The sequence below is a fragment of the Vibrio sp. B1FIG11 genome (assembly GCF_905175335.1).
Classification (GTDB): Bacteria; Pseudomonadota; Gammaproteobacteria; order Enterobacterales; family Vibrionaceae; genus Vibrio; species Vibrio campbellii.
This window is the reverse complement of record NZ_HG992751.1, coordinates 600,631-621,510: the sequence shown is the minus strand read 5'-3', so window position 1 is coordinate 621,510 and position 20,880 is coordinate 600,631. Positions and strand designations below refer to the sequence as shown.

Genomic DNA, 20,880 nt, shown 5'->3' with positions numbered 1-20,880 from the left:
GCTTTTTGATGTTTGATCGGGAGTCGCAGGCTAATACTAATAGCTAAAGCAGTTCAGAGACGACTTCTGCCAATTGATTGAAAGTGTTTGATCGTGACGAGCTTGGACGCCAAACCAAACCAATATCGCGATACGCTTGCTGACCAGGAGGGTCGATCACCACTAAGTTCTGGTTGTGTAGCAAACCATGATCAATCGCCATTTGCGGGATAAATGTAGTACCCAGACCATTCGCCACCATCTGTACTAAGGTATGAAGACTGGTTGCGGTGAATGGGTTGATCTTCTCTTTGTCCGTCAACTTACACGCTGAAACCGCGTGCTCAGTAAGGCAGTGTTCTTTCTCTAATAAGAAGACGGATTCATCTGGCAAATCTGCATAACGGATCGGCACTGGTACGGAATCCGCTTGATTGGCACTGATCACCATGCGGAATGGGTCTTGTCCCACTACTCGGCTTTCCATTCCTTCTATCTCTACAGGCAGAGCAAGAATCAATACGTCCAATTCACCGTGGCGAAGTGCTTGCAGCAAGTTGGTCGTCGTGTCTTCTCTTAATAGAAGATTTAATTGAGGGAAGCGGTAGTTTACCTCTTGGACAAGGTCGCACAATAAGAAAGGAGCAATGGTCGGAATACAGCCTACTTTTAGCTGCCCTTCCATATCATCGCCTTGGCATAGACGACCAAGTTCAACAAGATCTTGCCCTTTAGCGAGCAGTTCGCGACCTTGCTGCACCACCATTTCACCCGCTTGAGTGAAAACCAGTGGGCTTTTCTTATCTTTCTTTTCGTAAAGTGGACAGCCAATCAACTCTTCAAGGTTTTGGATGCCTTTACTCAAGGTAGATTGACTGACAAAACAACGCTCAGCAGCATCACTAAAATGTCGAGTTTCATGCAGAGTGACCAAATAGTGTAACTGCTTCAAGCTAGGCCATTTATTCATAATTCTATTTGTATCTATTGCTGTTCCAGTGATCGAGATAATAGTTTCGTTATTATCGCTTTTTTCGATGAACTCAATCTATTTATTTCGCTTTTTTCAATACTACAATCTGTACTATAGTTTGTCTCGCACAAACAAGGACCAAACCTAAATAACTGAATGTAGGTTTGGATCAAACCAAATTTTTTAGGAGCAAAAAAATGGTACTAGTAGGTCGTCAAGCCCCTGACTTTACTGCAGCAGCTGTTCTAGGTAACGGTGAAATCGTTGAAAACTTCAACTTTGCAGAATTCACTAAAGGTAAGAAAGCAGTAGTATTCTTCTACCCACTAGATTTCACTTTCGTTTGCCCATCTGAGCTAATCGCATTCGACAACCGTCTAGCTGATTTCCAAGCTAAAGGTGTTGAAGTAATCGGTGTTTCTATCGATTCTCAGTTCTCTCACAACGCATGGCGTAACACTGCTATCGAAGATGGCGGTATCGGTCAAGTTAAATACCCTCTAGTTGCTGACGTTAAGCACGAAATCTGTAAAGCGTACGATGTAGAGCACCCAGAAGCAGGCGTTGCTTTCCGTGGTTCTTTCCTAATCGACGAAGACGGTCTTGTACGTCACCAAGTAGTTAACGATCTACCACTAGGTCGTAACATCGACGAAATGCTACGCATGGTTGATGCACTAAACTTCCACCAGAAGCACGGCGAAGTATGTCCTGCACAATGGGAAGAAGGTAAAGCAGGTATGGACGCATCTCCAAAAGGTGTTGCAGCGTTCCTATCTGAGCACGCAGACGACCTAAGCAAGTAATAGACACTGCCGCCCAAGCTCAACGGGCGTGTTGGTTGGATGTATATATAAAGCAAAAAGCTATAGCGGAAAAACCGCAAACGCCAATCAGTCTAAGTAAAGTCATAAAAAAGCCCAGAGTTCGCTCTGGGCTTTCTTTTTATCTGCGGTTTTGAAAAGCAAAAGAGGCAAGCATCGCGCAAAAAGTTTACCTCTATTTCCTTCGCCCTCAGTACAGATTCTCCCCTTTCGTCCTGCTAGTATTTGCTGTAATTACAATAATTCAGGACAACCTCGTGAACACTCAACTTGAAGTCTGTATTGATAACATTGAATCTCTCCATAACGCGATTGCTGGTGGTGCAACCCGCATCGAACTCTGCTCTTCACTTGCTTTAGGTGGCTTAACGCCAAGCTATGGCTTTATGCAGCAAGCCGCTAAACGCTCTACTATTCCGGTTTACGCGATGATTCGCCCGCGCCAAGGCGACTTCTTCTACAGTGAGGAAGAAATCGAATTGATGCGCTGGGATATTGAAGCTGCCAAGCAAGCGGGCATGAACGGTGTCGTGCTCGGCGTGCTCACTCAAGACGGCAACATTCATATGCCTTACGCAACTGCATTGTGTGAATTTGCTCAAGCGCTTGGTCTAGGCGTAACCTTCCATCGTGCCTTTGACCAATGTCGTGACGCTGAAAAAGCGTTAGAAGAAGTGATCAGCCTAGGCTGTGAGCGTATTTTGACTTCTGGCCTTGCACCTTCGGCACCACAAGGTATCGATGTGCTTAGAGCTTTGGTCGAGCAAGCACAAGGACGCATTGCGATCATGGCGGGCGCCGGTGTGAATGCAGACAATGTTGGCCAGCTTGTTGAACAAGCCAAAGTCACCGAAGTGCATTTATCTGGCAAGACAACTCGCCCTAGTCACATGACCTTTATTGCCGAGCAAAGCAAAATGGGCGCTGCCGATGTGGATGATTTTTCGATTCCTGTCACCAACACCGATGCTATCGCGAACATGGTAACAGCTCTCAATTAAGCGCTTTCAAATCCCGTCTTTAGTTATTGAGTGCTAACATATTGATAACTAAGGACGGGAGGAAACATGGCGAAACTAAAGAAAAAGGAATACGAAGAAGCACTAGAACAGCTGCAAATTGAGTTGGTTAAGCTCCAAGAGTGGGTCAAACACAAAGGGCTTAAAGTCGTGGTACTGTTTGAAGGACGCGACGCCGCTGGCAAAGGTGGCACCATCAAACGCATCACTGAAAAACTCAACCCTCGTGTCTGCCGTATCGCGGCTCTTCCTGCCCCAACAGAAAAAGAAAAAACACAATGGTACTTCCAGCGCTACGTGGCACATCTGCCTGCTGCTGGGGAAATAGTGCTGTTTGACCGCAGTTGGTACAACCGCGCTGGCGTAGAGAAAGTCATGGGCTTTTGTACCCCGGAACAATATGAGGAGTTTCTCCGCTCTTGCCCAGAGTTCGAGCGCATGCTGCAACGCTCTGGCATCATCTTAATTAAGTATTGGTTTTCAGTCTCCGATGAAGAGCAAGAAAAGCGCTTTCTGGAGCGCATCAATACCCCTATCAAACGCTGGAAGTTCAGCCCGATGGATTTAGAGTCACGTAATCGCTGGGCGGAATATTCACAAGCAAAAGACAAAATGTTTGCTTACACAGATACAAAAAACTGCCCTTGGTGGGTAGTGCCTTCTGATGATAAAAAGAAAGCACGTTTGAATTGTATCAGCCATCTGCTCAGTCAAGTCGAATACGAAGAACTTGAGCATCCAGTTATCGAATTGCCAGAGCTGAATAAGGAAGGCTACGTCCGAGCACCCATAGACGATCAAACCTTCGTTCCTGATAAATACTAGAGATGTACCATGGCGAAAGACCTGTTTCATACCCTTGACCTAAATCTGCTCAAAACCTTTATGGTTTTGATGCAAGAGAAAAACATGCGTAAAGCTTCTCAGCGCTTGTTTGTCTCTCAACCCGCCATCAGTCAAGCGTTACAAAAGCTACGTAATCACTTCGATGAAGAGCTGTTTGTAAAGGTTAAAACAGGTCTTGAACCGACACCTTTCGCAGAATCTCTCGCCAACGATATTACGCCCCACCTCGATGGTTTAGCGGCAGCGGTTAACCGCTCTCATCAGTTTTATCCTGCCGAAGTGGACAACAAAATTCGGATTGCACTAGCACCAATCACAATGACTTGCTTGCCCGGTTTCCTCTTCGAACAAATGAGAGCGTTAGCACCTAATGCTCAACTTGAATTAGTTGGTTGGTCGAACAGCACGGTTGATGAGATCTTGAAAGGTGAAACACTGATGGGAGTAAATTACGAGTTACTTCTGACCAATAAAGAGATCTACACGCCGAAGCTACTGGATTTGAAAGGGCGTATTTTTGTCCGTGAAGATCACCCAATCACCAAGACTCATGTTGAGCCACATGATCTTGGCGGATACCCAATTGCTTCTTTGATTTCCCCAGGTTGGAACGACAAGTTCAGTTACGCATCTGAGCTTCTTACCGAAATGGGCATTGAACACAGCATTGGCTTTCGCTCAGAAATGGTCTCTGCAATACTTGATGTCGTCAAACACACCGACATGTATTTACCTCACTCCAATTTACTTCCGGTCGAGCAATTTCCGGGATTAAGAGCCGTTGATGTCACGATTGATGGTCAACCACAAATGAAGTCTATTCACGCTCATATGCATGTGAAAAACCGGAATAACCCACTAGTAAAATGGTTAACAGAGCTTATTCAACAAGGTCTAAAATCACAGAGTGATAAGATTTGATTATCACTGAGATAACAATAGCCATTTAGTCATAAATCATACTTCTCAATAAGATAGCCCTGCTTTTAAGGGAAATGACAAAAAGCGATTGCTTACAGTAAGGATGCTGTCCCTCGTTTACTTATTGAGAGTTCAGACATGACTAAAAAAATTGTAAAGCTTACCGCTGCTTGCACCCTTCTTGCTTCTTTCAGCTCAATTGCAGCTGTTATCCCGGATCGTCCACACCCAGGCATTCCAACCAACCCAATTCAAGGTGTGCCAGAGCAACCTGTTCTACCAGAAGTTGATAACGGTGTTCCTGGAGTGCCAGATCGTCCACATCCAGATCAATCACCAACACCACCAATCGAAGCAGCACCAGAGCACCCAACGCTTCCTGAACCAGACAACGGTATTCCTGAAGTCCCTGAGCGTCCAACACCGCAACTGCCATCAAATCCTATTGAAAATAACCCGACGGATGACCGTCTGAACCACTTAGAAGGCTTAGCCGCAGAATACGACTACCGCTTAAACCAACAAGCAGAACAAATGGACGGTATTCGCGCAAGTCTACACGCAGTCACCAACGCTCGCCCTTATGCAACCAATGGTGAACTGGCAATCGGTGCCGGTGTGGGTTTTTCTGGTAGTAAAGAAGCAGTAGCGATTGGTGGTGCGTACGGTCTAAGTGATCAAGTAAGCCTGTCGGGCACATTCCACTATGAATCATCAGGCAAATATTCTTCATCTGACGTTGCTGGCGGCGTTGGTGTTCAAATTAGCTTTAAGTAAAAACTGCACTCAATAAGTTCATAGCCAAGGAAGGCTTTTATTTAGGTAACTCTATGAAACGCAAATTCTTTCTCGCTGCCCTTATTCTCGCTCCTATTAGTGTCCAAGCTTCAGGTATTTATGTCTCTCCAGAAGTTAAGATTGGCTCATTTCGAGGGGCAGGTATCCAATTGGGGGCGACCGATATTGCGGGCTTTGATGCGCTGTATTTTGATTACTCTCAGATTACTTATAAGAGCGGTAATTATGATGAAACCATTGACGCCTACCGTATTGGCTTTCAACACTTATTTGGTCATCAACCACAGATGGGATTTCAAGCGAGCTTAGGATTAGCGCAGTACGATGGAACGTATCGCAATGAACGAAGAGATGCGAACGGATTGAGTATTGGTGGCGCTTACGTATATCAAGTTAACCCAATATTATCAGTTCGAGCAGGTGCGGATTTAGACGTTTTCATGAACGATAAAACACACACCTACACAGACACTGCCATTAACTTTTCTCTAGGCTTTGGTTTGCGCTTTTAAGACTTACTTCAGTACGTCATCGATGCTTTGATCACCTAGATGGCGTACATCTTTTCCTTTCACGAAGTAGATAATGTATTCACAGATATTTTGGCAACGGTCACCCACGCGTTCAATGGCTCGCGCCGACCACATCACTTGCAGAATATGTGGAATGTTTTTCGGGTCTTCCATCATGTAAGTCATCAACTGACGAATCACCGCTTCGTATTCCGCATCCAACTTATCATCAAGCTTGTGTACTTCTGCTGCGGCTTCTACATCCATACGAGCAAACGCATCAAGCACTTGGTGTAACATTTGGATTGCTTGACGACATAAAGGCTCTAACGAGACTTGGAATTGGCGCTCTTTCGATGATGGGCTTTCAATCGCCACATAGGCAATACGTGTTGCAACATCACCAATGCGCTCAAGATCTGTGATGGTCTTAATGATAGCCATGATCAAGCGTAAGTCTTTTGCTGTAGGCTGACGCTTAGCAATGATGCGAGTACAAGCGTCATCAATCGACACTTCCATCGCATTAACTTTGTGATCATCACGCACAACTTTACGCGCCAGTTCGATGTCTTCCTTGTGCAAGGCTTGAATAGCATACGACAACTGCTGTTCTACCAAGCCTCCCATGGTAAGTACATGGGTACGAATCGATTCTAGCTCTACGTTAAATTGTCCTGAGATGTGACGTCCAAAGTGCATGGCTTTCCTTTTAATCCTTGAAAGGTCGCGGCTTAACCGTAACGACCGGTAATGTAATCTTCGGTTTGTTTCTTCATTGGAGAGGTGAAGATCGAATCCGCATCCGAGTATTCAATCAACTTACCCATATGAATGAACGCAGTGTGATCACTGACGCGCGCCGCTTGCTGCATGTTATGGGTAACGATAACCACAGTATATTGAGTCTTGAGCTCGTTGATAAGCTCTTCAATAGTTAAAGTTGAGATTGGATCCAACGCCGATGTCGGTTCATCCAATAATAGTACTTCTGGCTCAATCGCAACGGCGCGTGCAATCACCAAACGCTGCTGCTGGCCACCAGAAAGTCCAAATGCGTTTTCATGTAAACGGTCTTTTACTTCATCCCACAATGCCGCAGAACGTAGTGAACGCTCGACCGCATCGTCTAGCATGCGACTGTTCTTCACCCCTTGTAGACGAAGACCGTAAACCACATTTTCGTAAATTGACTTAGGGAATGGGTTTGGGCGCTGGAATACCATGCCTACTCGGCGGCGCAGCGTGGCAACATCCACACTTGGGTTGTACACATTCTTACCGTGCAAGCGTACTTTCCCCGTCACCTTACAACCTTCGACTAAATCGTTCATGCGGTTGATACAGCGCAGCAATGTAGATTTACCACAACCGGACGGTCCGATGAATGCGGTTACGCGTCCTTTTGGGATGCGCATGGAGATATCATGCAACGCCTGAGTCTGACCATAGAAAAGATTAAGGTTCTCAATCGAGATAGCCGTTTGTTCATCCGTCAGGTTGTGCACATCCAATGGCGGCTCATAACCTAATGTATTATCAAAGTTAAACATGCTTAATCTTGTCCTAAAGTTCGGTATTTCTCTCGCAGATTATTACGAATACTGATTGCTGTTAAGTTTAGTCCGACAATAACCGTCACGAGTAAGAAGGAAGTCGCGTAAACCAACGGACGCGCAGCTTCGATATTCGAAGTCTGGAATCCAACATCGTAAATGTGGAAACCTAAGTGCATGAACTTTCTATCCAAATGCACGTAAGGGAATTGCCCATCCACTGGCAAGCTAGAAGCTAACTTCACGACCCCCACCAACATCAATGGCGCCACTTCCCCCGCAGCCCGAGCAATTGCGAGAATCAAACCAGTGATTATCGCAGGGGTTGCCATAGGCAAAACCACACGCCAAAGCGTTTCGAACTGCGTTGCACCCAAGGCTAACGAGCCATGGCGAACTGAACTAGGAATACGGGTTAAACCTTCTTCTGTGGTAACAATCACCACCGGTAGCGTCAAGACCGCTAGCGTCAGTGCAGACCACAACAAGCCCGGCGTACCAAAGGTTGGAGCGGGTAATCGCTCGGCATAAAACAGGTTATCGATTGAGGCACCAATGGTATAAACAAAAAAGCCCAAACCAAATACGCCGTAAACGATAGAAGGAACACCGGCAAGGTTAATCACCGCAATACGGATCACCCGAGTTAGGGCATTATTCTTGGCATATTCATGCAAATAAATCGCCGCAACCACACCTAATGGCATCACGATGATCGACATGATGATAACCAAGAAAACCGTACCGAAAATCGCTGGGAAAACCCCACCTTCAGAGTTCGATTCGCGAGGGTCTTCGGATAAGAACTTCCAAACCTGTTTTCCCCAATGGGTAACCTTTTCAGGCAGTGACATTTGGTTTGGATACCAGTAGTCCAAAATGTCTTCTAATGGAATCGAAACTTGAGTCCCAGTCATGTCTTCGACAATCAGCGCATAATCAGAGAAGCCCAAGCGCAGCCCGTCAAGTTGCATGTCTAGCTTGGCTAACTCTGCTTCAATTTCTGCCTTACGCTTGCTGTTGTTTGCTAAAAACTCTTCAGTGATGGTGTCGTTAAGCTCGTGCTTACGTTTATCTAAGCGAAGCTGCTCTAACTGCCATCCCAAGTCTTTTACTTGGTCATCCACCAGCATGTCGATTTCGTGATGCAAGGTTTCGGCATCATCGAGCTTTTGATCCAAAAGCTTTTGAATGTCATTTTCGTAACGCGTGTTACCATCTTGGAAGGCCACAAACTTACCGAAGAAGTAGCCACCGCTGCTGCGTTCAATCACTGCCCATTCGCCCGGCGTAGTTGGATCATCCAACTGCATTCTCAACACAGAAATAAAGTCCGCTGGGTACAATTCACGGTTGGCAATTTTGATGTTTAGGCGCGTCGCAAACTCTTCGTCATCCGCGAGTTTATTCGCCGCTTCTTCTGGTAGGTAACTTCTTGGCACAAAGCTGCGCTCGTAAACCTGACCAACCAGAATCGAATTTTCATGCAGCACTTCGCCCTGCACCGGAGTCAGCGCAGCAACATTCCATTGATAAAGTGGCGCAGGCCAGAAGTAAGTAAGCCCCTTCCAGCCAATCAATAGCAATAAACCGAGGACAGAAAGCAGACTGATGCTTACCGCTCCCCCGGTTAACCAAATCCAAGGTGCGCCAGAACGAATCCAATTTAACACGCTATTACTCGCTCTTTCGTTAACTGATTACAACGCACGATATTTATCTCTTAGTCTTTGACGAACCCATTCCGCCAAGGCGTTCACCGCAAAGGTGAAGACAAACAAAATTAATGCCGATAGGAACAACAATCGATAATGCGAACTGCCCACTTCCGATTCTGGCAATTCAACCGCAATGGTCGCCGACAAGCTACGCAAGCCTTCTAGCACGTTCCAATCCATTAATGGCGTATTACCTGTCGCCATTAATACAATCATGGTTTCGCCCACAGCACGCCCAAGTCCCATCATGATTGCCGAGAAGATCCCCGGACTGGCTGTTAACAGAACCACATAAATCAGGGTTTGCCATGGCGTCGCGCCAAGTGCTAATGAACCATCCGATAAGTGTTTCGGCACAGAGAAAATCGCATCTTCGGCAATGGTGAAAATCGTTGGAATAACCGCAAAGCCCATCGCCAAGCCAACCACCAGCGCGTTACGTTGATCAAAGCCAATGCCATGGTCAGTTAGGAACAAACGCATGTCCCCGCCAAAGAAGGCTTGTTCAAGCATTGGTGATACCCACACACCCAAACCGATCAACAGCAGAAGCAAAGGCATTAACACCAAAGCATGCCACCCGTTTGGCAGGCGGTTACGTATCGGTTGTGGGATCAGCGCCCATAGACCGCCCATCACCATGGTGCTCAGAGGCAAAACAAACAGCATCACCACAACGGTAATTAGATGGTCTTCCACAATCGGAGCGAACCAGAGGCCGGCAAGGAAACCAATGATAACCGTAGGCAAAGCTTCCATTAACTCGATTGATGGCTTCACCACACGACGCATACGTGGCGACATAAAGTAGGCGGTATAAATTGCGCCTAAAACTGCCAGTGGTACCGAAAACAGCATCGCGAACATCGCCGCTTTGATGGTACCAAACGCAATTGGCACTAAGCTGAATTTCGCCTCGAAGTCATCACTGGCTGAGGTGGATTGCCAAACAAATTCAGGCTCTGGGTAACCTTCATACCAAACCTTCTGCCACAAGGAGGAAAGAGAGACTTCTGGATATGGGTTATCAACAAATGCGACCGTCAGTTTGTCGTTTTGCCACGTAATCAGATAGCGCTCATTATTCGACATTGCAGCCATCGCTGGCGCTTGTTTATAGGCACGCTTAAACAGTACCAATTTCTCACTGGTGGTGTAGTGGCTTTGCAAAGTACCGTTGGTGTAAAAGCTGTAGAAACCTTTGCGGTGTGAATCGGGAAGTAAATACTTCAGCTCAGACGCCAACTTAAAGTCGCGAATGTGAGTCAAAGTACGCTTGTCGCCCTGCAACGTATCAAACCATTGTGATACACGACCATCGTTATGCGTAACGAGCAAAGAATACGCCCCCGCCAGCAAATCCATCGTTCTCACTGAGTGCTTTTTATCACCCTGAGTCAGATCGATAACCTCGCGCACTGAGAATTTATTGTCACCTTTCACCAAAACAATCAGCTCTGATCCATGTCGCAAATAAAGGTTATTACCATCTGGCGTCAGCAGCATTTGGTCTGGCGCATCAAAGCCCGAAGAGAAGGTGAAGTCATGGGTAACAGGTGATGCATCTAATAGTTGAGGGACTTGCCAACGTGCTTTTAGCACGCCGCTTTGTGTTTGCCAAACAAGGGTTGGAGCTTGTGTGGAAGTACTAAAAACAAATGTCTTAACTGGATCAGATGCATCTGTCAGTTGCATGTCTATTGAGGTTCTAAACGGCACCACTTCTGGTGGACGAGTGTTTTCGCGCAGCGTCGCGTTAAACTCCGGCTTGAAGATGTGCGCTTTACCTTGGCCATCGACTAAACCATACCAACCCAATCCTGGAGCAGACTGAGAAAATGCCACTGGGTTATTAGCTATCTGCTGAGTGTAAAGCGCGGGCTTGCTAGAATCATCAAGAGGTAGAAAACGCACTTCACCGGATTGAGTTAAAACCAAACCGATTTGGGAGTAATCATCAACGGAAATTGCGAGTGGCTTCCCGCTTTGGGTCGCACGAGCGGCATAATTGGTTTCGATCTCTGCATCAGAAAACAGAGGAATGATCACCATCGCAAGGTAAACGAAGATCAACACAAGAGCAGCAAGAACGCCTACACCACCTGATGTCACTGCAAAACGAACCAAACGATCTTTGATCAATCGTTTTTTATCTTTTTCCTGCAATGAAAACTCGGCTTGTGCCATTGATCTCTCTACCCTTTTTGACTTAGTACTAGAATATGTCGTTAAGATGACAATTATATTACAGATCACATTAAACAACTGAAAAGAATACAACTCTTATGCAGGCCGTGTTATGAAATAAAACTGTAACGTAAACCTCATAGTGTTCAGGCTCATCTTTTTTATCCCACAGATGAGTGCGGATTTACTTCATTTTAGGCTAGGTAAGGTTATGAGCGCAGAAAAACTCTATATAGAAAAAGAACTTAGTTGGTTGTCTTTCAATGAAAGAGTACTGCAAGAAGCCGCCGATAAAACAGTCCCTTTAATCGAACGTATTCGCTTTCTGGGGATCTTTTCCAATAACTTAGATGAGTTCTACAAGGTACGCTTTGCAGACGTAAAACGTCGGATCTTGATCAGCCAAGAACGAGGTGGAAGCGATAACTCTAAGCACTTGTTAACTAAGATGCAAACCAAAGCATTGAAGCTTAACGAACAATTTGACGAACTGTACGGTGATTTGATCCGCGAGATGGCACGACGCCGCATTTTCTTGGTTAACGAAAACCAGCTGGATGACACGCAGAAACGCTGGATCACCAAGTACTTTCGCAAAGAAGTCATGCCACACATCACTCCGCTTTTGATTAAAGATGACATTGATGTGTTGCAGTTTCTTAAAGACGAATACGCCTACATTACCGTCGATCTGCGCAAAGACGATCATTCCCAATACGCTTTACTCGAAATACCAACTGACCACCTTCCTCGCTTCGTCATGGTACCGGAGCAAAAAGGCAAACGTCGCAAGACCATTATTCTACTCGACAACATCATCCGCTATTGTCTGGATGAGCTGTTTAAAGGCTTCTTCGATTATGACGAACTAAATGGCTACGCGATGAAGATGACCCGCGATGCCGAATACGATTTGCGCCTAGAGATCGAATACAGCTTACTCGAACAGATGTCTGAAGGGGTAAACCAACGCTTAACTGCTATGCCTGTGCGCTTTGTTTACGAGCGTGAAATGCCGCAAGAGATGCTCGATTTCTTGTGCAGCAAACTGCAAATATCCAACTACGACAGCTTGATTCCCGGTGGTCGTTACCACAACTTTAAAGACTTCATTGGATTCCCAAATGTTGGTCGTGAGTACTTAGAAAACAAGCCCATGCCACCGATGAAGTGTGCCGACTTCGAAGGCTACGCCAACAGTTTCGATGCGATCAAAGCCAAAGACATTTTGCTTTACTACCCTTATCACACCTTCGATCACATCTCTGAACTGGTTCGCCAAGCTTCCTTCGATCCTAAAGTGTTGGCGATCAAGATTAATATCTATCGCGTTGCCAAAGATTCGCGCTTGATGAACTCACTGATCGATGCAGTGCACAATGGCAAAAGCGTAACTGTGGTCGTGGAACTGCAAGCCCGATTCGATGAAGAAGCCAATATCGAGTGGTCAAAGGTTCTCACCGATGCAGGCGTACACGTTATCTTTGGTGCGCCAGGTTTGAAAATTCACTCAAAACTGCTCCTGATTAGCCGCCGCGAAGAAGGTGAAATCGTACGTTACGCGCATATCGGTACAGGTAACTTCCACGAGAAAACCGCACGTATCTACACCGACTTTGCACTGCTAACCGCAGATCAAGAAATTACCAATGAAGTTCGTAACGTCTTTGGCTATATCGAGAACCCATATCGCCCAGTCAGGTTTAACCACCTCATCGTTTCACCACGCAATTCGCGTAAACAACTCTACCGTTTGATTGATGGGGAGATTGCCAACGCAAAAGCGGGCAAGAAAGCAGCGCTGACGATCAAAGTGAATAACTTGGTCGACAAAGGCATCGTCAATAAACTTTATGGTGCGAGCAATGCCGGGGTGAAAATCAATATGATTATCCGCGGTATGTGTTCACTCGTACCGGGTATTGAAGGCGTGAGCGAGAACATTCGCATCATCAGTATTGTTGACCGATTCCTTGAGCATCCTCGCGTCGTCATCACTCACAATGATGGTGACCCACAAGTTTACATCTCATCGGCGGACTGGATGACACGAAATATCGATCATCGTATTGAAGTTGCAGCTCCAGTTCGTGACCCACGTTTGAAACAACGCATTATTGATATAACTAACATTCACTTTACCGATACAGTAAAGGCTCGTTTGATAGATAAAGAGATGAGCAACAGCTACGTACCGCGAGGTAATCGTAAAAAAGTTCGATCACAAGTTGCCATCTACGACTATCTTAAAAATATAGAGAAACAAACAAGAAAACAAAAAGCAGATGCCTCAGATACTTGAACAAGATGTACGCCACATTGCAGCCATTGACCTTGGGTCGAACAGCTTCCATATGGTGGTGGCGAAAGTTGTTGGAAGTGACCTGCAATTAGTCAGCCGCCATAAACAGCGAGTGCGCTTAGCTGCCGGGCTCGATTCAGAATTAAACCTAAGTCACGCCGCGATGGAGCGAGGCCTTGAGTGCCTCGCGATGTTCGCCGAGCGCCTGCAAGGCTTTGAAACGTCAAACGTAAGAATTGCAGCGACCCATACCTTAAGGCGTGCCAACAACGCTCATCTGTTTATCAAACGAGCAAAAAAGGTGCTGCCTTTCCCAATTGAAATCATTCCGGGCGAAGAAGAAGCTCGCCTCATCTATCTCGGCGTCGCGCACACCCAAGCGGAGTCTAACTCCAAGTTAGTTGTCGATATCGGTGGCGGCAGTACCGAGATGATCATTGGTCAAGAGTTTGAGCCAGAGCTTCTCAACAGTAAGCAAATGGGTTGTGTGAGTTTTACCGAACAGTTCTTCAATAATGGCAAACTGTCACGGAAGAACTTCAGCAAAGCAATTCTCGCCGCAGAGCAGCGTATTGAATCCATTGCTACAAAATACCGCAAGAAAGGTTGGGATATTGCCCTAGGCTCTTCTGGTACGATTAAAGCTATTCGCGAAGTCTTGATTGGTTTAGGTCATGAAGATGGACTGATCACCAACAAGCGTTTGGGTAAGCTCATCGACACATTGTGTGAGTTTGAGTCTATTGATGATATCGAGCTTATTGGTCTGACCGATGAACGCAAGCCAGTCTTTGCCGCAGGTGTAGCCATTCTGGCTGCCATCTTCCAATCACTAAAAATCAACCAGATGTTCTTCTCGGATGGCGCGTTGCGAGAAGGTCTGCTCTACGAGATGGAAGAACGTTTCGCTCGCTCTGATATTCGTATGCGCACCACAGAAAACCTAGCGAAAAAACATCGCGTTGATATCGAACACGCGGCACGCGTAAAGGGTCATGCAAGAGAGATGCTGTGCCATGTTCGTTCTGAACTTGGTATCAAAAAGAAGAGTGAGCTGTTTGATTTACTCGAATGGGCGGCTTTGCTGCATGAAGTCGGCTTGAGTATCAGTCTGCGCGGTTTCCATCGTCACTCATTCTACATTCTGCTGCACTCCAACTTACCGGGCTTTAACCGCGAACAGCAATTGGTATTGGCGACCTTAGCTCGCTTCCAACGAAAATCCCTTAAGCTGAATGAGTTCCCAGAGTTTAACCTCTACAAAGAGAATGACATCATCAACTTAATTAAGATTCTGCGTCTAGCCATTGTGGTCAACGGTCAACGCAATGATGACCCGTTGCCAGAGCTGACACTATCGATACAAGAAGATAAGTGGGTACTTACCTGCGTAGAAGAAGATTGGTTGGAGAATAACAAACTGCTCGATGCCGATTTGCAGGAAGAGCAGCAACGCTGGGAAAGCGCAGGATGGACATTGAGCTTCTAACTATGAACTCAGTGAGACAAAGAAAAAGGTCGGCTTACAAACCGACCTTTTTTAATTCCTCGGCAGCGAAATCAGCAGTAATCGGAACATAACCGTCTTTCGCAACCAGCGCTTGCCCTTGTGCAGAGAACATAAAGCGAATGAACTCAGCTTCAATTGGGCTTAGCGGATAATCCGGATGTTTATTCACGTATACATATAGGTAACGCGATAGTGGGTACTTACCTGAGATGATATTTTCACGCACTGGGCTAACGTAATCTGTGCCTGTTTTCGCAATAGGAACTAAACGAACCCAGCAACTCGATAACCCACACCGGAGTAACCAACACCGCTAATCGTTGATGCCACAGACTGCACCACTGATGCTGATCCTGGCTGTTCATTCACACGAGTTTTGAAATCACCGCCACACAAGGCGTTACTTTTAAAGTAACCGTAGGTACCCGATACCGAGTTACGCCCAAACAACTGCAAGTTACGCTTTGCCCATTCAGCTTTGATGCCTAACTCACGCCAGTTAGTGATGAACTCACTTTCACCGCAGCGCAATGTCGCGGAAAACATCGCATCCAGCTGATGGAAGTTAAGCCCTTTGATTGGATTATCTTGGTGCACAAAAATACCAATAGCATCAATCGCAACACGAAGAGCCGTTGGCTTGTAACCATGCACCCGCTCAAATGCTTCGATCTCTCGCATACGCATTGAGCGACTCATTGGCCCGAATTGCGCAGTTTGCTCTGTTAACGCCGGTGGCGCAGTCGATGAGCCAGAAGCTTGTACCTGAGCATTAATGTTCGGGTAGATAGATTTAAATTCTTCCACCCAAAGCGTGGTCATACCCGCTAACGTATCTGAGCCGACAGACAATAAGTTACCGGCTATGCCAGTTGTCTTTTGATAATTCGGCAACGGTTCATCTTGTGCAAAAGCCACGCTGGAGAGTACCAGTGTGGCTAGAGTAACTTTCTTGATTACTTTGGATACGACGCTCATTACTTCACCACCAAACGACTTGGTAGAACGAAAGAGAACTTACTGCCAACACCAACTTCACTGTAAATTTCGAGATGAGAATCATGGTGGCTCAACGCGTGCTTCACGATGGCCAAACCTAGACCGCTGCCCCCAGTATCTCGTGAACGAGCTTTATCCACGCGATAGAAACGTTCAGTCAATCGATGCAAGTGTTGTGGCTCAATGCCATCACCGCTGTCTTCTACTTCTAGGCAAGCACCTTGCGTAGTTTGATACCAACGAACGTTAATATGTGCCCCCGGAGGTGTGTATTTCACCGCGTTATACACCAAGTTAGAAATCGCACTACGCAGTTGGTCATCATCACCGAGCACACGCAGACTAGAATCGACGTCGAACTTCAACTGATGCTTATCATCACCACTTAAGCTTACCGCTTCCTTCTCTAGCACTTCCAACATGCTAGGGACATTGACCACATCTTCCAACTCATGCATTGGTGCCGCCTCAATCTTAGACAGCGTCAGAAGCTGATTAACTAAACTGTTCATGCGGTTGAGCTGCTCTGTCATCACCCCATGTGCTTTCGTCCACATTGGACCAACAATCATGTCTGGATCTTCCGTCATCTCAAGATAGCCTTGCAGTACCGTCATCGGTGTACGAAGCTCATGAGATACGTTAGCGAAGAAGTTACGACGCATACCTTCAAGCTGTTTAAGTTGGCTAACATCACGCACCACCATCAGATGTTCCCCTTCGGTGTAAGGTACGATACGCAGTTCCAACATTCGCTCGACATTCAATGGTGAGCGCATTTCTAGCGGCTCTGAGAAGTCTTGTTTATTGATGTACTTAATAAAGTCTGGAGTACGGATGAGGTTAGAAATAGGTTGCCCAGAATCTTCCGGCCAGTGGAAACCCAAAAGGTGTTGTGCGAGCTTGTTACACCATACGATGTTACCTTCAGCACGAAACACCACCACTGCATCCGGCAGCGATTCAGCACCATTACGGAAACGGCGAATCAAATTGGTAAGCTCTTTACGCTTACGACGTTGACGTTGTTGCAATCGGTATAAGCCGTTGAATAACGATTCCCAGTTGCCACTACCTGACGGTGGCGTGAGACGCTTTTCATCCCACAACCAAGCCGACAAGCGCACCTGATTATGCAAATGCCATACAAGCTGCAAAGCCGTGGCCGCCAATAGCAACCACGGCATATAACCGAATATCCAACCTATGATCACCCAAGGGGTGTAAAAAAAAGCCAGCTCCCAGGCCAGCTTTTTCCAAGTCAATCTTTCAACCACTCATTACTCCAGAAATGGTATTGATAAGCTGCTAGCGATGTTATGCCTTCGTCGAGAAACGGTATCCTGCGCCACGAACGGTTTGGATTAGTTTGTCGTGACCTGCCGCCTCAAGCGCTTTACGCAAGCGACGAATGTGTACGTCAACGGTACGGTCTTCTACATACACGTTGGTACCCCAAACGTTGTTTAGCAGTTGTTCACGACTGTAAACACGCTCTTGGTGCGTCATAAAGAAGTGCAGCATTTTGAACTCAGTTGGTCCCATATCTACTGCTTCATCATTTGCAGTCACGCGGTGAGAAACAGGGTCCAACTTCAGACCTTGTACATCAATCACATCTTCAAGCGCAGTCGGTGTTACGCGGCGAATAACGGCTTTAAGACGAGCAACCAACTCTTTTGGTGAAAAAGGTTTGGTGATGTAGTCATCCGCGCCAACTTCTAAGCCGCGCACTTTGTCTTCTTCTTCACCACGAGCTGTCAGCATCACAACGGGGATATTGCGAGTTAACTCTTCGCGCTTCATGTGTTTGATGAAGTTAATACCACTACCACCTGGTAGCATCCAGTCTAGTAGCACTAAATCCGGGAAGGGTTCAGCCAGTTTGGTTACCGCAGAGTCGTAATCTTCTGCTTCTACTGCTTGATAACCTTTCTGTTCAAGCACGAAGCATAGCATTTCGCGAATCGGAGCTTCGTCTTCAACAACCAGAATCCTTCTAGACATAATTGAATAACCTTATGTGAGTTGAGCTAATGAATTTAAAGGACAAAGCGCCCCTCTATGCATAAGCATTATTACTACCAATTATGACACTTTTGTGACCTTTGAAAACAAATTTTCATATAAGTTTCTTTTGAGATTCATCATGATCTTTTTCAATTCAATTAGGACAACGCCGGGAAAATTCCCTATGATTAGTCCCTTGTCATCAAGCCTAGAGAAGATTTATGTGGTTTAAAAACTGTCTGGTATACCGCGTTAACCGCGAGGTTAACTTCAACGCCGATCAACTGGAAACTCAACTAGCCGAGTTCCGATTCACCCCTTGTGGCAGCCAAGATAAGCAAAAGTTTGGTTGGGTTAGCGCGATGGGTAGAAATGGCGACATGATGACGCACGTTTCTGAAAACCGCATTCTGATTTGCGCTAAGAAAGAAGAGAAAATGCTGCCAGCTTCAGTGATCAAAGATTCACTAAACGCGAAAGTAGAAGCAATGGAAGCACAAGAAGGTCGTCCTCTTAAAAAGAAAGAGAAAGACAATCTGAAAGATGACATCGTAATGGATCTGCTGCCTCGTGCATTTAGCCGTAGCAGCCACACTTACGTACTGATCATGCCAAAAGAAGGCTTCATCCTTGTTGATGCAAGCAGCTACAAAAAAGCAGAAGACGTGTTAGCACTATTGCGTAAAACAATGGGTAGCCTGCCTGTTGTACCAGCAATCCCAGAAGTTGCTATCGAAACGACGCTAACGGAATGGGTGAAAACCGGTGATACGCCACAAGGCATTTCTATGATGGACGAAGCTGAGCTTAAGTCTGTGCTAGAAGAAGGCGGCGTGATTCGTTGTAAGAAGCAAGAGCTGACAACTGATGAAATCCGCAACCACATCGCTGCAGACAAAGTAGTGACTAAGCTAGCACTGAACTGGCAAGATCGTATCGAATTCATCATGGCAGAAGATTCTGGCATCAAACGTCTGAAGTTCTCTGATGAACTAAAAGATCAAAACGATGACATCCCACGCGAAGATCAAGCAGCTCGCTTCGACGCAGACTTCTCTCTAATGTGTGGCGAGTTCAGCGCTTTCCTACCAAATCTATACGAAGCATTGGGCGGCCTGCCAAACCCTAACGCTTAGTTTCGTACACACTAACACTTAGTTTCGTACAAAGATTAATCATAACGCCCTCACTTTTTTTTGAGGGCGTTTGTTTATCTAAACCATAATTCTCCTAGTCACAGGTCACATTTTGACGTAAAATTTGCGCCCCATTTCCATGAGGTGGAATTGGCCTGACTTGTGATCAGATATTAAGAGAATTGAGCAATGACAACAGAGAAAGCATTCGTACCAGAGCTACTGTCTCCAGCAGGTAGCCTTAAAAACATGCGTTACGCATTCGCCTACGGCGCAGATGCAGTATACGCTGGCCAACCTCGCTACAGCCTTCGCGTACGTAACAACGAGTTCAACCACGAAAACCTACAAATCGGTATCAACGAAGCACATGCCCTAGGCAAAAAGCTTTACGTGGTATGTAACATCCAACCGCACAACTCTAAGCTTAAAACTTTCATCCGTGACCTTAAGCCAGTGGTAGAAATGGGCCCAGACGCACTTATCATGTCTGATCCTGGTCTAATCATGATGGTTCGCGAAGCGTTCCCAGAAATGCCAATCCACCTGTCTGTACAGGCGAACGCAGTAAACTGGGCAACAGTGAAGTTCTGGGCTGCTAACGGTGTTGAGCGTGTGATCGTTTCTCGTGAGCTTTCTCTAGAAGAAATCGAAGAAATTCGCGAGCACTGTCCTGAAACTGAACTAGAAGTTTTCGTTCACGGTGCTCTATGCATGGCTTACTCTGGCCGTTGCCTACTTTCTGGTTACATCAACAAACGTGACCCTAACCAAGGTACATGTACTAACGCATGTCGTTGGGAGTACAAAGTTGAAGAAGGCAAAGAAAACGACACTGGCGATATCGTAGAAAAATTTGACCCAACGGAAGCGCAAGCAATCGAAGTTGCTGACGAGCGCCCTGAGACAACCATCGGTCGCGGCAAACCAACCGATGAAGTCGTTCTGCTTTCTGAAGCGCACCGTCCAGAAGAGAAGATGGCAGCTTACGAAGATGAGCACGGCACTTACATCATGAACTCGAAAGACCTGCGTGCAATCCAACACGTGGAACGTCTAACTAAGATGGGTGTTCACTCATTGAAGATCGAAGGTCGTACTAAGTCATTCTACTACTGTGCTCGTACTGCTCAGGTTTACCGCAAAGCGATTGACGATGCAGTTGCTGGTCGTCCATTTGATGAAAGCCTAATGGGTACGCTAGAAAGCCTAGCTCACCGTGGCTACACAGAAGGTTTCCTACGTCGCCATACTCACGACAGCTACCAAAACTATGATTACGGTTACTCTGTATCTGATGCTCAGCAATTCGTTGGTGAATTCACTGGCAAACGTCGTGGTGACATGGCGGAAGTTGAGGTGAAGAACAAATTCATCGTTGGTGACAGCCTTGAGCTAATGACACCAAAAGGCAACGTAATCTTCACGCTAGAAGCGATGGAAAACCGTAAGTCAGAATCAATTGAAGACGCAAAAGGTAACGGCCACTTCGTATTTATCCCAGTTCCAGAAGATATGGATCTAGAATACGGCCTGTTGATGCGTAACTTAAATGCAGGTCAGGATACCCGTAACCCAACTGGTAAGTAA

Annotated in this window: 17 protein-coding genes and 1 pseudogene; 10 read left to right on the top strand and 8 right to left on the bottom strand. The window is 46.2% G+C overall.

Translation table 11 applies throughout. The features are described from left to right. Positions 1 to 43 precede the first annotated feature (43 nt). A complete protein-coding gene (locus KHO06_RS02860; RefSeq protein ID WP_005424789.1) occupies positions 44 to 949 on the bottom strand; it encodes a hydrogen peroxide-inducible genes activator in 906 nt (301 codons plus the stop codon). Positions 950 to 1,149: 200 nt separating this feature from the next. Here KHO06_RS02860 and KHO06_RS02855 point away from each other — a divergent pair, with 200 nt between their 5' ends. The 6 genes from KHO06_RS02855 (at position 1,150) to KHO06_RS02830 (ending at position 5,872) form a co-directional block, all read left to right on the top strand. Further along, positions 1,150 to 1,758 (top strand): peroxiredoxin C, encoded by a 609-nt coding sequence (locus KHO06_RS02855; protein WP_005424820.1) that lies wholly within the window; start codon positions 1,150 to 1,152, stop codon positions 1,756 to 1,758. Positions 1,759 to 2,033: 275 nt separating this feature from the next. Beyond that, positions 2,034 to 2,777: a copper homeostasis protein CutC gene (locus tag KHO06_RS02850; RefSeq protein WP_212582067.1), complete on the top strand. Its 744-nt coding sequence runs from the start codon at positions 2,034 to 2,036 to the stop codon at positions 2,775 to 2,777. A 66-nt stretch (positions 2,778 to 2,843) separates the two neighbouring features. After that, on the top strand, positions 2,844 to 3,620 hold the full coding sequence (ppk2, locus tag KHO06_RS02845; RefSeq protein WP_005424773.1) for a polyphosphate kinase 2: 777 nt from the start codon (positions 2,844 to 2,846) through the stop codon (positions 3,618 to 3,620). Positions 3,621 to 3,629: 9 nt separating this feature from the next. After that, positions 3,630 to 4,562 (top strand): LysR family transcriptional regulator, encoded by a 933-nt coding sequence (locus KHO06_RS02840; RefSeq protein ID WP_212582066.1) that lies wholly within the window; start codon positions 3,630 to 3,632, stop codon positions 4,560 to 4,562. Between the two features lie 138 nt (positions 4,563 to 4,700). Beyond that, positions 4,701 to 5,339 carry a YadA C-terminal domain-containing protein gene (locus KHO06_RS02835; RefSeq protein ID WP_005445292.1) on the top strand — a complete coding sequence of 213 codons (639 nt, stop codon included), beginning with the start codon at positions 4,701 to 4,703 and terminating at the stop codon, positions 5,337 to 5,339. 53 nt (positions 5,340 to 5,392) lie between these two features. Further along, positions 5,393 to 5,872 (top strand): hypothetical protein, encoded by a 480-nt coding sequence (locus KHO06_RS02830; RefSeq protein ID WP_212582065.1) that lies wholly within the window; start codon positions 5,393 to 5,395, stop codon positions 5,870 to 5,872. 3 nt (positions 5,873 to 5,875) lie between these two features. Here the strand turns inward: KHO06_RS02830 and phoU are convergent, their stop codons facing one another. The 4 genes from phoU to KHO06_RS02810 are packed head-to-tail and all read right to left on the bottom strand — an operon-like array spanning position 5,876 to position 11,333. After that, positions 5,876 to 6,574 (bottom strand): phosphate signaling complex protein PhoU, encoded by a 699-nt coding sequence (gene phoU / locus KHO06_RS02825; protein WP_005440349.1) that lies wholly within the window; start codon positions 6,572 to 6,574, stop codon positions 5,876 to 5,878. Positions 6,575 to 6,606: 32 nt separating this feature from the next. Beyond that, positions 6,607 to 7,425, bottom strand: coding sequence for a phosphate ABC transporter ATP-binding protein PstB (pstB, locus tag KHO06_RS02820; protein ID WP_009705559.1), 819 nt, complete (start codon positions 7,423 to 7,425; stop codon positions 6,607 to 6,609). A 2-nt stretch (positions 7,426 to 7,427) separates the two neighbouring features. Continuing rightward, positions 7,428 to 9,101, bottom strand: coding sequence for a phosphate ABC transporter permease PstA (pstA, locus tag KHO06_RS02815; protein ID WP_017188512.1), 1,674 nt, complete (start codon positions 9,099 to 9,101; stop codon positions 7,428 to 7,430). Positions 9,102 to 9,128: 27 nt separating this feature from the next. Next, entirely contained in the window at positions 9,129 to 11,333 is a 2,205-nt protein-coding gene (locus tag KHO06_RS02810) for an ABC transporter permease subunit (protein WP_212582064.1), read from the bottom strand. A gap of 211 nt (positions 11,334 to 11,544) precedes the next feature. Here KHO06_RS02810 and ppk1 point away from each other — a divergent pair, with 211 nt between their 5' ends. Both ppk1 and ppx read left to right on the top strand, forming a co-directional pair. After that, positions 11,545 to 13,635 (top strand): polyphosphate kinase 1, encoded by a 2,091-nt coding sequence (gene ppk1 / locus KHO06_RS02805; RefSeq protein ID WP_005424775.1) that lies wholly within the window; start codon positions 11,545 to 11,547, stop codon positions 13,633 to 13,635. Continuing rightward, a complete protein-coding gene (gene ppx, locus KHO06_RS02800; RefSeq protein WP_212582063.1) occupies positions 13,619 to 15,124 on the top strand; it encodes an exopolyphosphatase in 1,506 nt (501 codons plus the stop codon). The genes ppk1 and ppx overlap by 17 nt, the downstream gene beginning before the upstream one ends. A gap of 34 nt (positions 15,125 to 15,158) precedes the next feature. On the opposite strand, the pseudogene KHO06_RS02795 reads toward ppx, so the two are convergent. The 3 genes and pseudogenes from KHO06_RS02795 to phoB form a co-directional block, all read right to left on the bottom strand. Then, positions 15,159 to 16,123, bottom strand: a pseudogene (locus KHO06_RS02795) (phosphate ABC transporter substrate-binding protein PstS family protein). Next, positions 16,123 to 17,421: a phosphate regulon sensor histidine kinase PhoR gene (gene phoR / locus KHO06_RS02790; RefSeq protein ID WP_212582062.1), complete on the bottom strand. Its 1,299-nt coding sequence runs from the start codon at positions 17,419 to 17,421 to the stop codon at positions 16,123 to 16,125. The pseudogene KHO06_RS02795 and the gene phoR overlap by 1 nt, the downstream one beginning before the upstream one ends. A 40-nt stretch (positions 17,422 to 17,461) precedes the next feature. Then, positions 17,462 to 18,151, bottom strand: coding sequence for a phosphate regulon transcriptional regulator PhoB (gene phoB / locus KHO06_RS02785; protein WP_005424836.1), 690 nt, complete (start codon positions 18,149 to 18,151; stop codon positions 17,462 to 17,464). Between the two features lie 224 nt (positions 18,152 to 18,375). On the opposite strand from phoB, the gene rdgC reads away from it, so the two are divergent. After that, entirely contained in the window at positions 18,376 to 19,290 is a 915-nt protein-coding gene (gene rdgC, locus KHO06_RS02780; RefSeq protein ID WP_005424813.1) for a recombination-associated protein RdgC, read from the top strand. A 189-nt stretch (positions 19,291 to 19,479) separates the two neighbouring features. After that, complete coding sequence (yegQ, locus tag KHO06_RS02775; protein WP_005424818.1) at positions 19,480 to 20,880, top strand: tRNA 5-hydroxyuridine modification protein YegQ; 1,401 nt, start codon at positions 19,480 to 19,482, stop codon at positions 20,878 to 20,880.

What these genes read in the sequence shown, in the direction of transcription:
- KHO06_RS02860 (WP_005424789.1), bottom strand. Translation starts at nt 949, where the DNA reads ATGAATAAATGGCCTAGCTTGAAGCAGTTACACTATTTGGTCACTCTG.
- KHO06_RS02855 (WP_005424820.1), top strand. Translation starts at nt 1,150, where the DNA reads ATGGTACTAGTAGGTCGTCAAGCCCCTGACTTTACTGCAGCAGCTGTT.
- ppk2 (WP_005424773.1), top strand. Translation starts at nt 2,844, where the DNA reads ATGGCGAAACTAAAGAAAAAGGAATACGAAGAAGCACTAGAACAGCTG.
- KHO06_RS02840 (WP_212582066.1), top strand. Translation starts at nt 3,630, where the DNA reads ATGGCGAAAGACCTGTTTCATACCCTTGACCTAAATCTGCTCAAAACC.
- KHO06_RS02835 (WP_005445292.1), top strand. Translation starts at nt 4,701, where the DNA reads ATGACTAAAAAAATTGTAAAGCTTACCGCTGCTTGCACCCTTCTTGCT.
- KHO06_RS02830 (WP_212582065.1), top strand. Translation starts at nt 5,393, where the DNA reads ATGAAACGCAAATTCTTTCTCGCTGCCCTTATTCTCGCTCCTATTAGT.
- phoU (WP_005440349.1), bottom strand. Translation starts at nt 6,574, where the DNA reads ATGCACTTTGGACGTCACATCTCAGGACAATTTAACGTAGAGCTAGAA.
- pstB (WP_009705559.1), bottom strand. Translation starts at nt 7,425, where the DNA reads ATGTTTAACTTTGATAATACATTAGGTTATGAGCCGCCATTGGATGTG.
- KHO06_RS02810 (WP_212582064.1), bottom strand. Translation starts at nt 11,333, where the DNA reads ATGGCACAAGCCGAGTTTTCATTGCAGGAAAAAGATAAAAAACGATTG.
- ppk1 (WP_005424775.1), top strand. Translation starts at nt 11,545, where the DNA reads ATGAGCGCAGAAAAACTCTATATAGAAAAAGAACTTAGTTGGTTGTCT.
- ppx (WP_212582063.1), top strand. Translation starts at nt 13,619, where the DNA reads ATGCCTCAGATACTTGAACAAGATGTACGCCACATTGCAGCCATTGAC.
- phoB (WP_005424836.1), bottom strand. Translation starts at nt 18,151, where the DNA reads ATGTCTAGAAGGATTCTGGTTGTTGAAGACGAAGCTCCGATTCGCGAA.
- rdgC (WP_005424813.1), top strand. Translation starts at nt 18,376, where the DNA reads ATGTGGTTTAAAAACTGTCTGGTATACCGCGTTAACCGCGAGGTTAAC.
- yegQ (WP_005424818.1), top strand. Translation starts at nt 19,480, where the DNA reads ATGACAACAGAGAAAGCATTCGTACCAGAGCTACTGTCTCCAGCAGGT.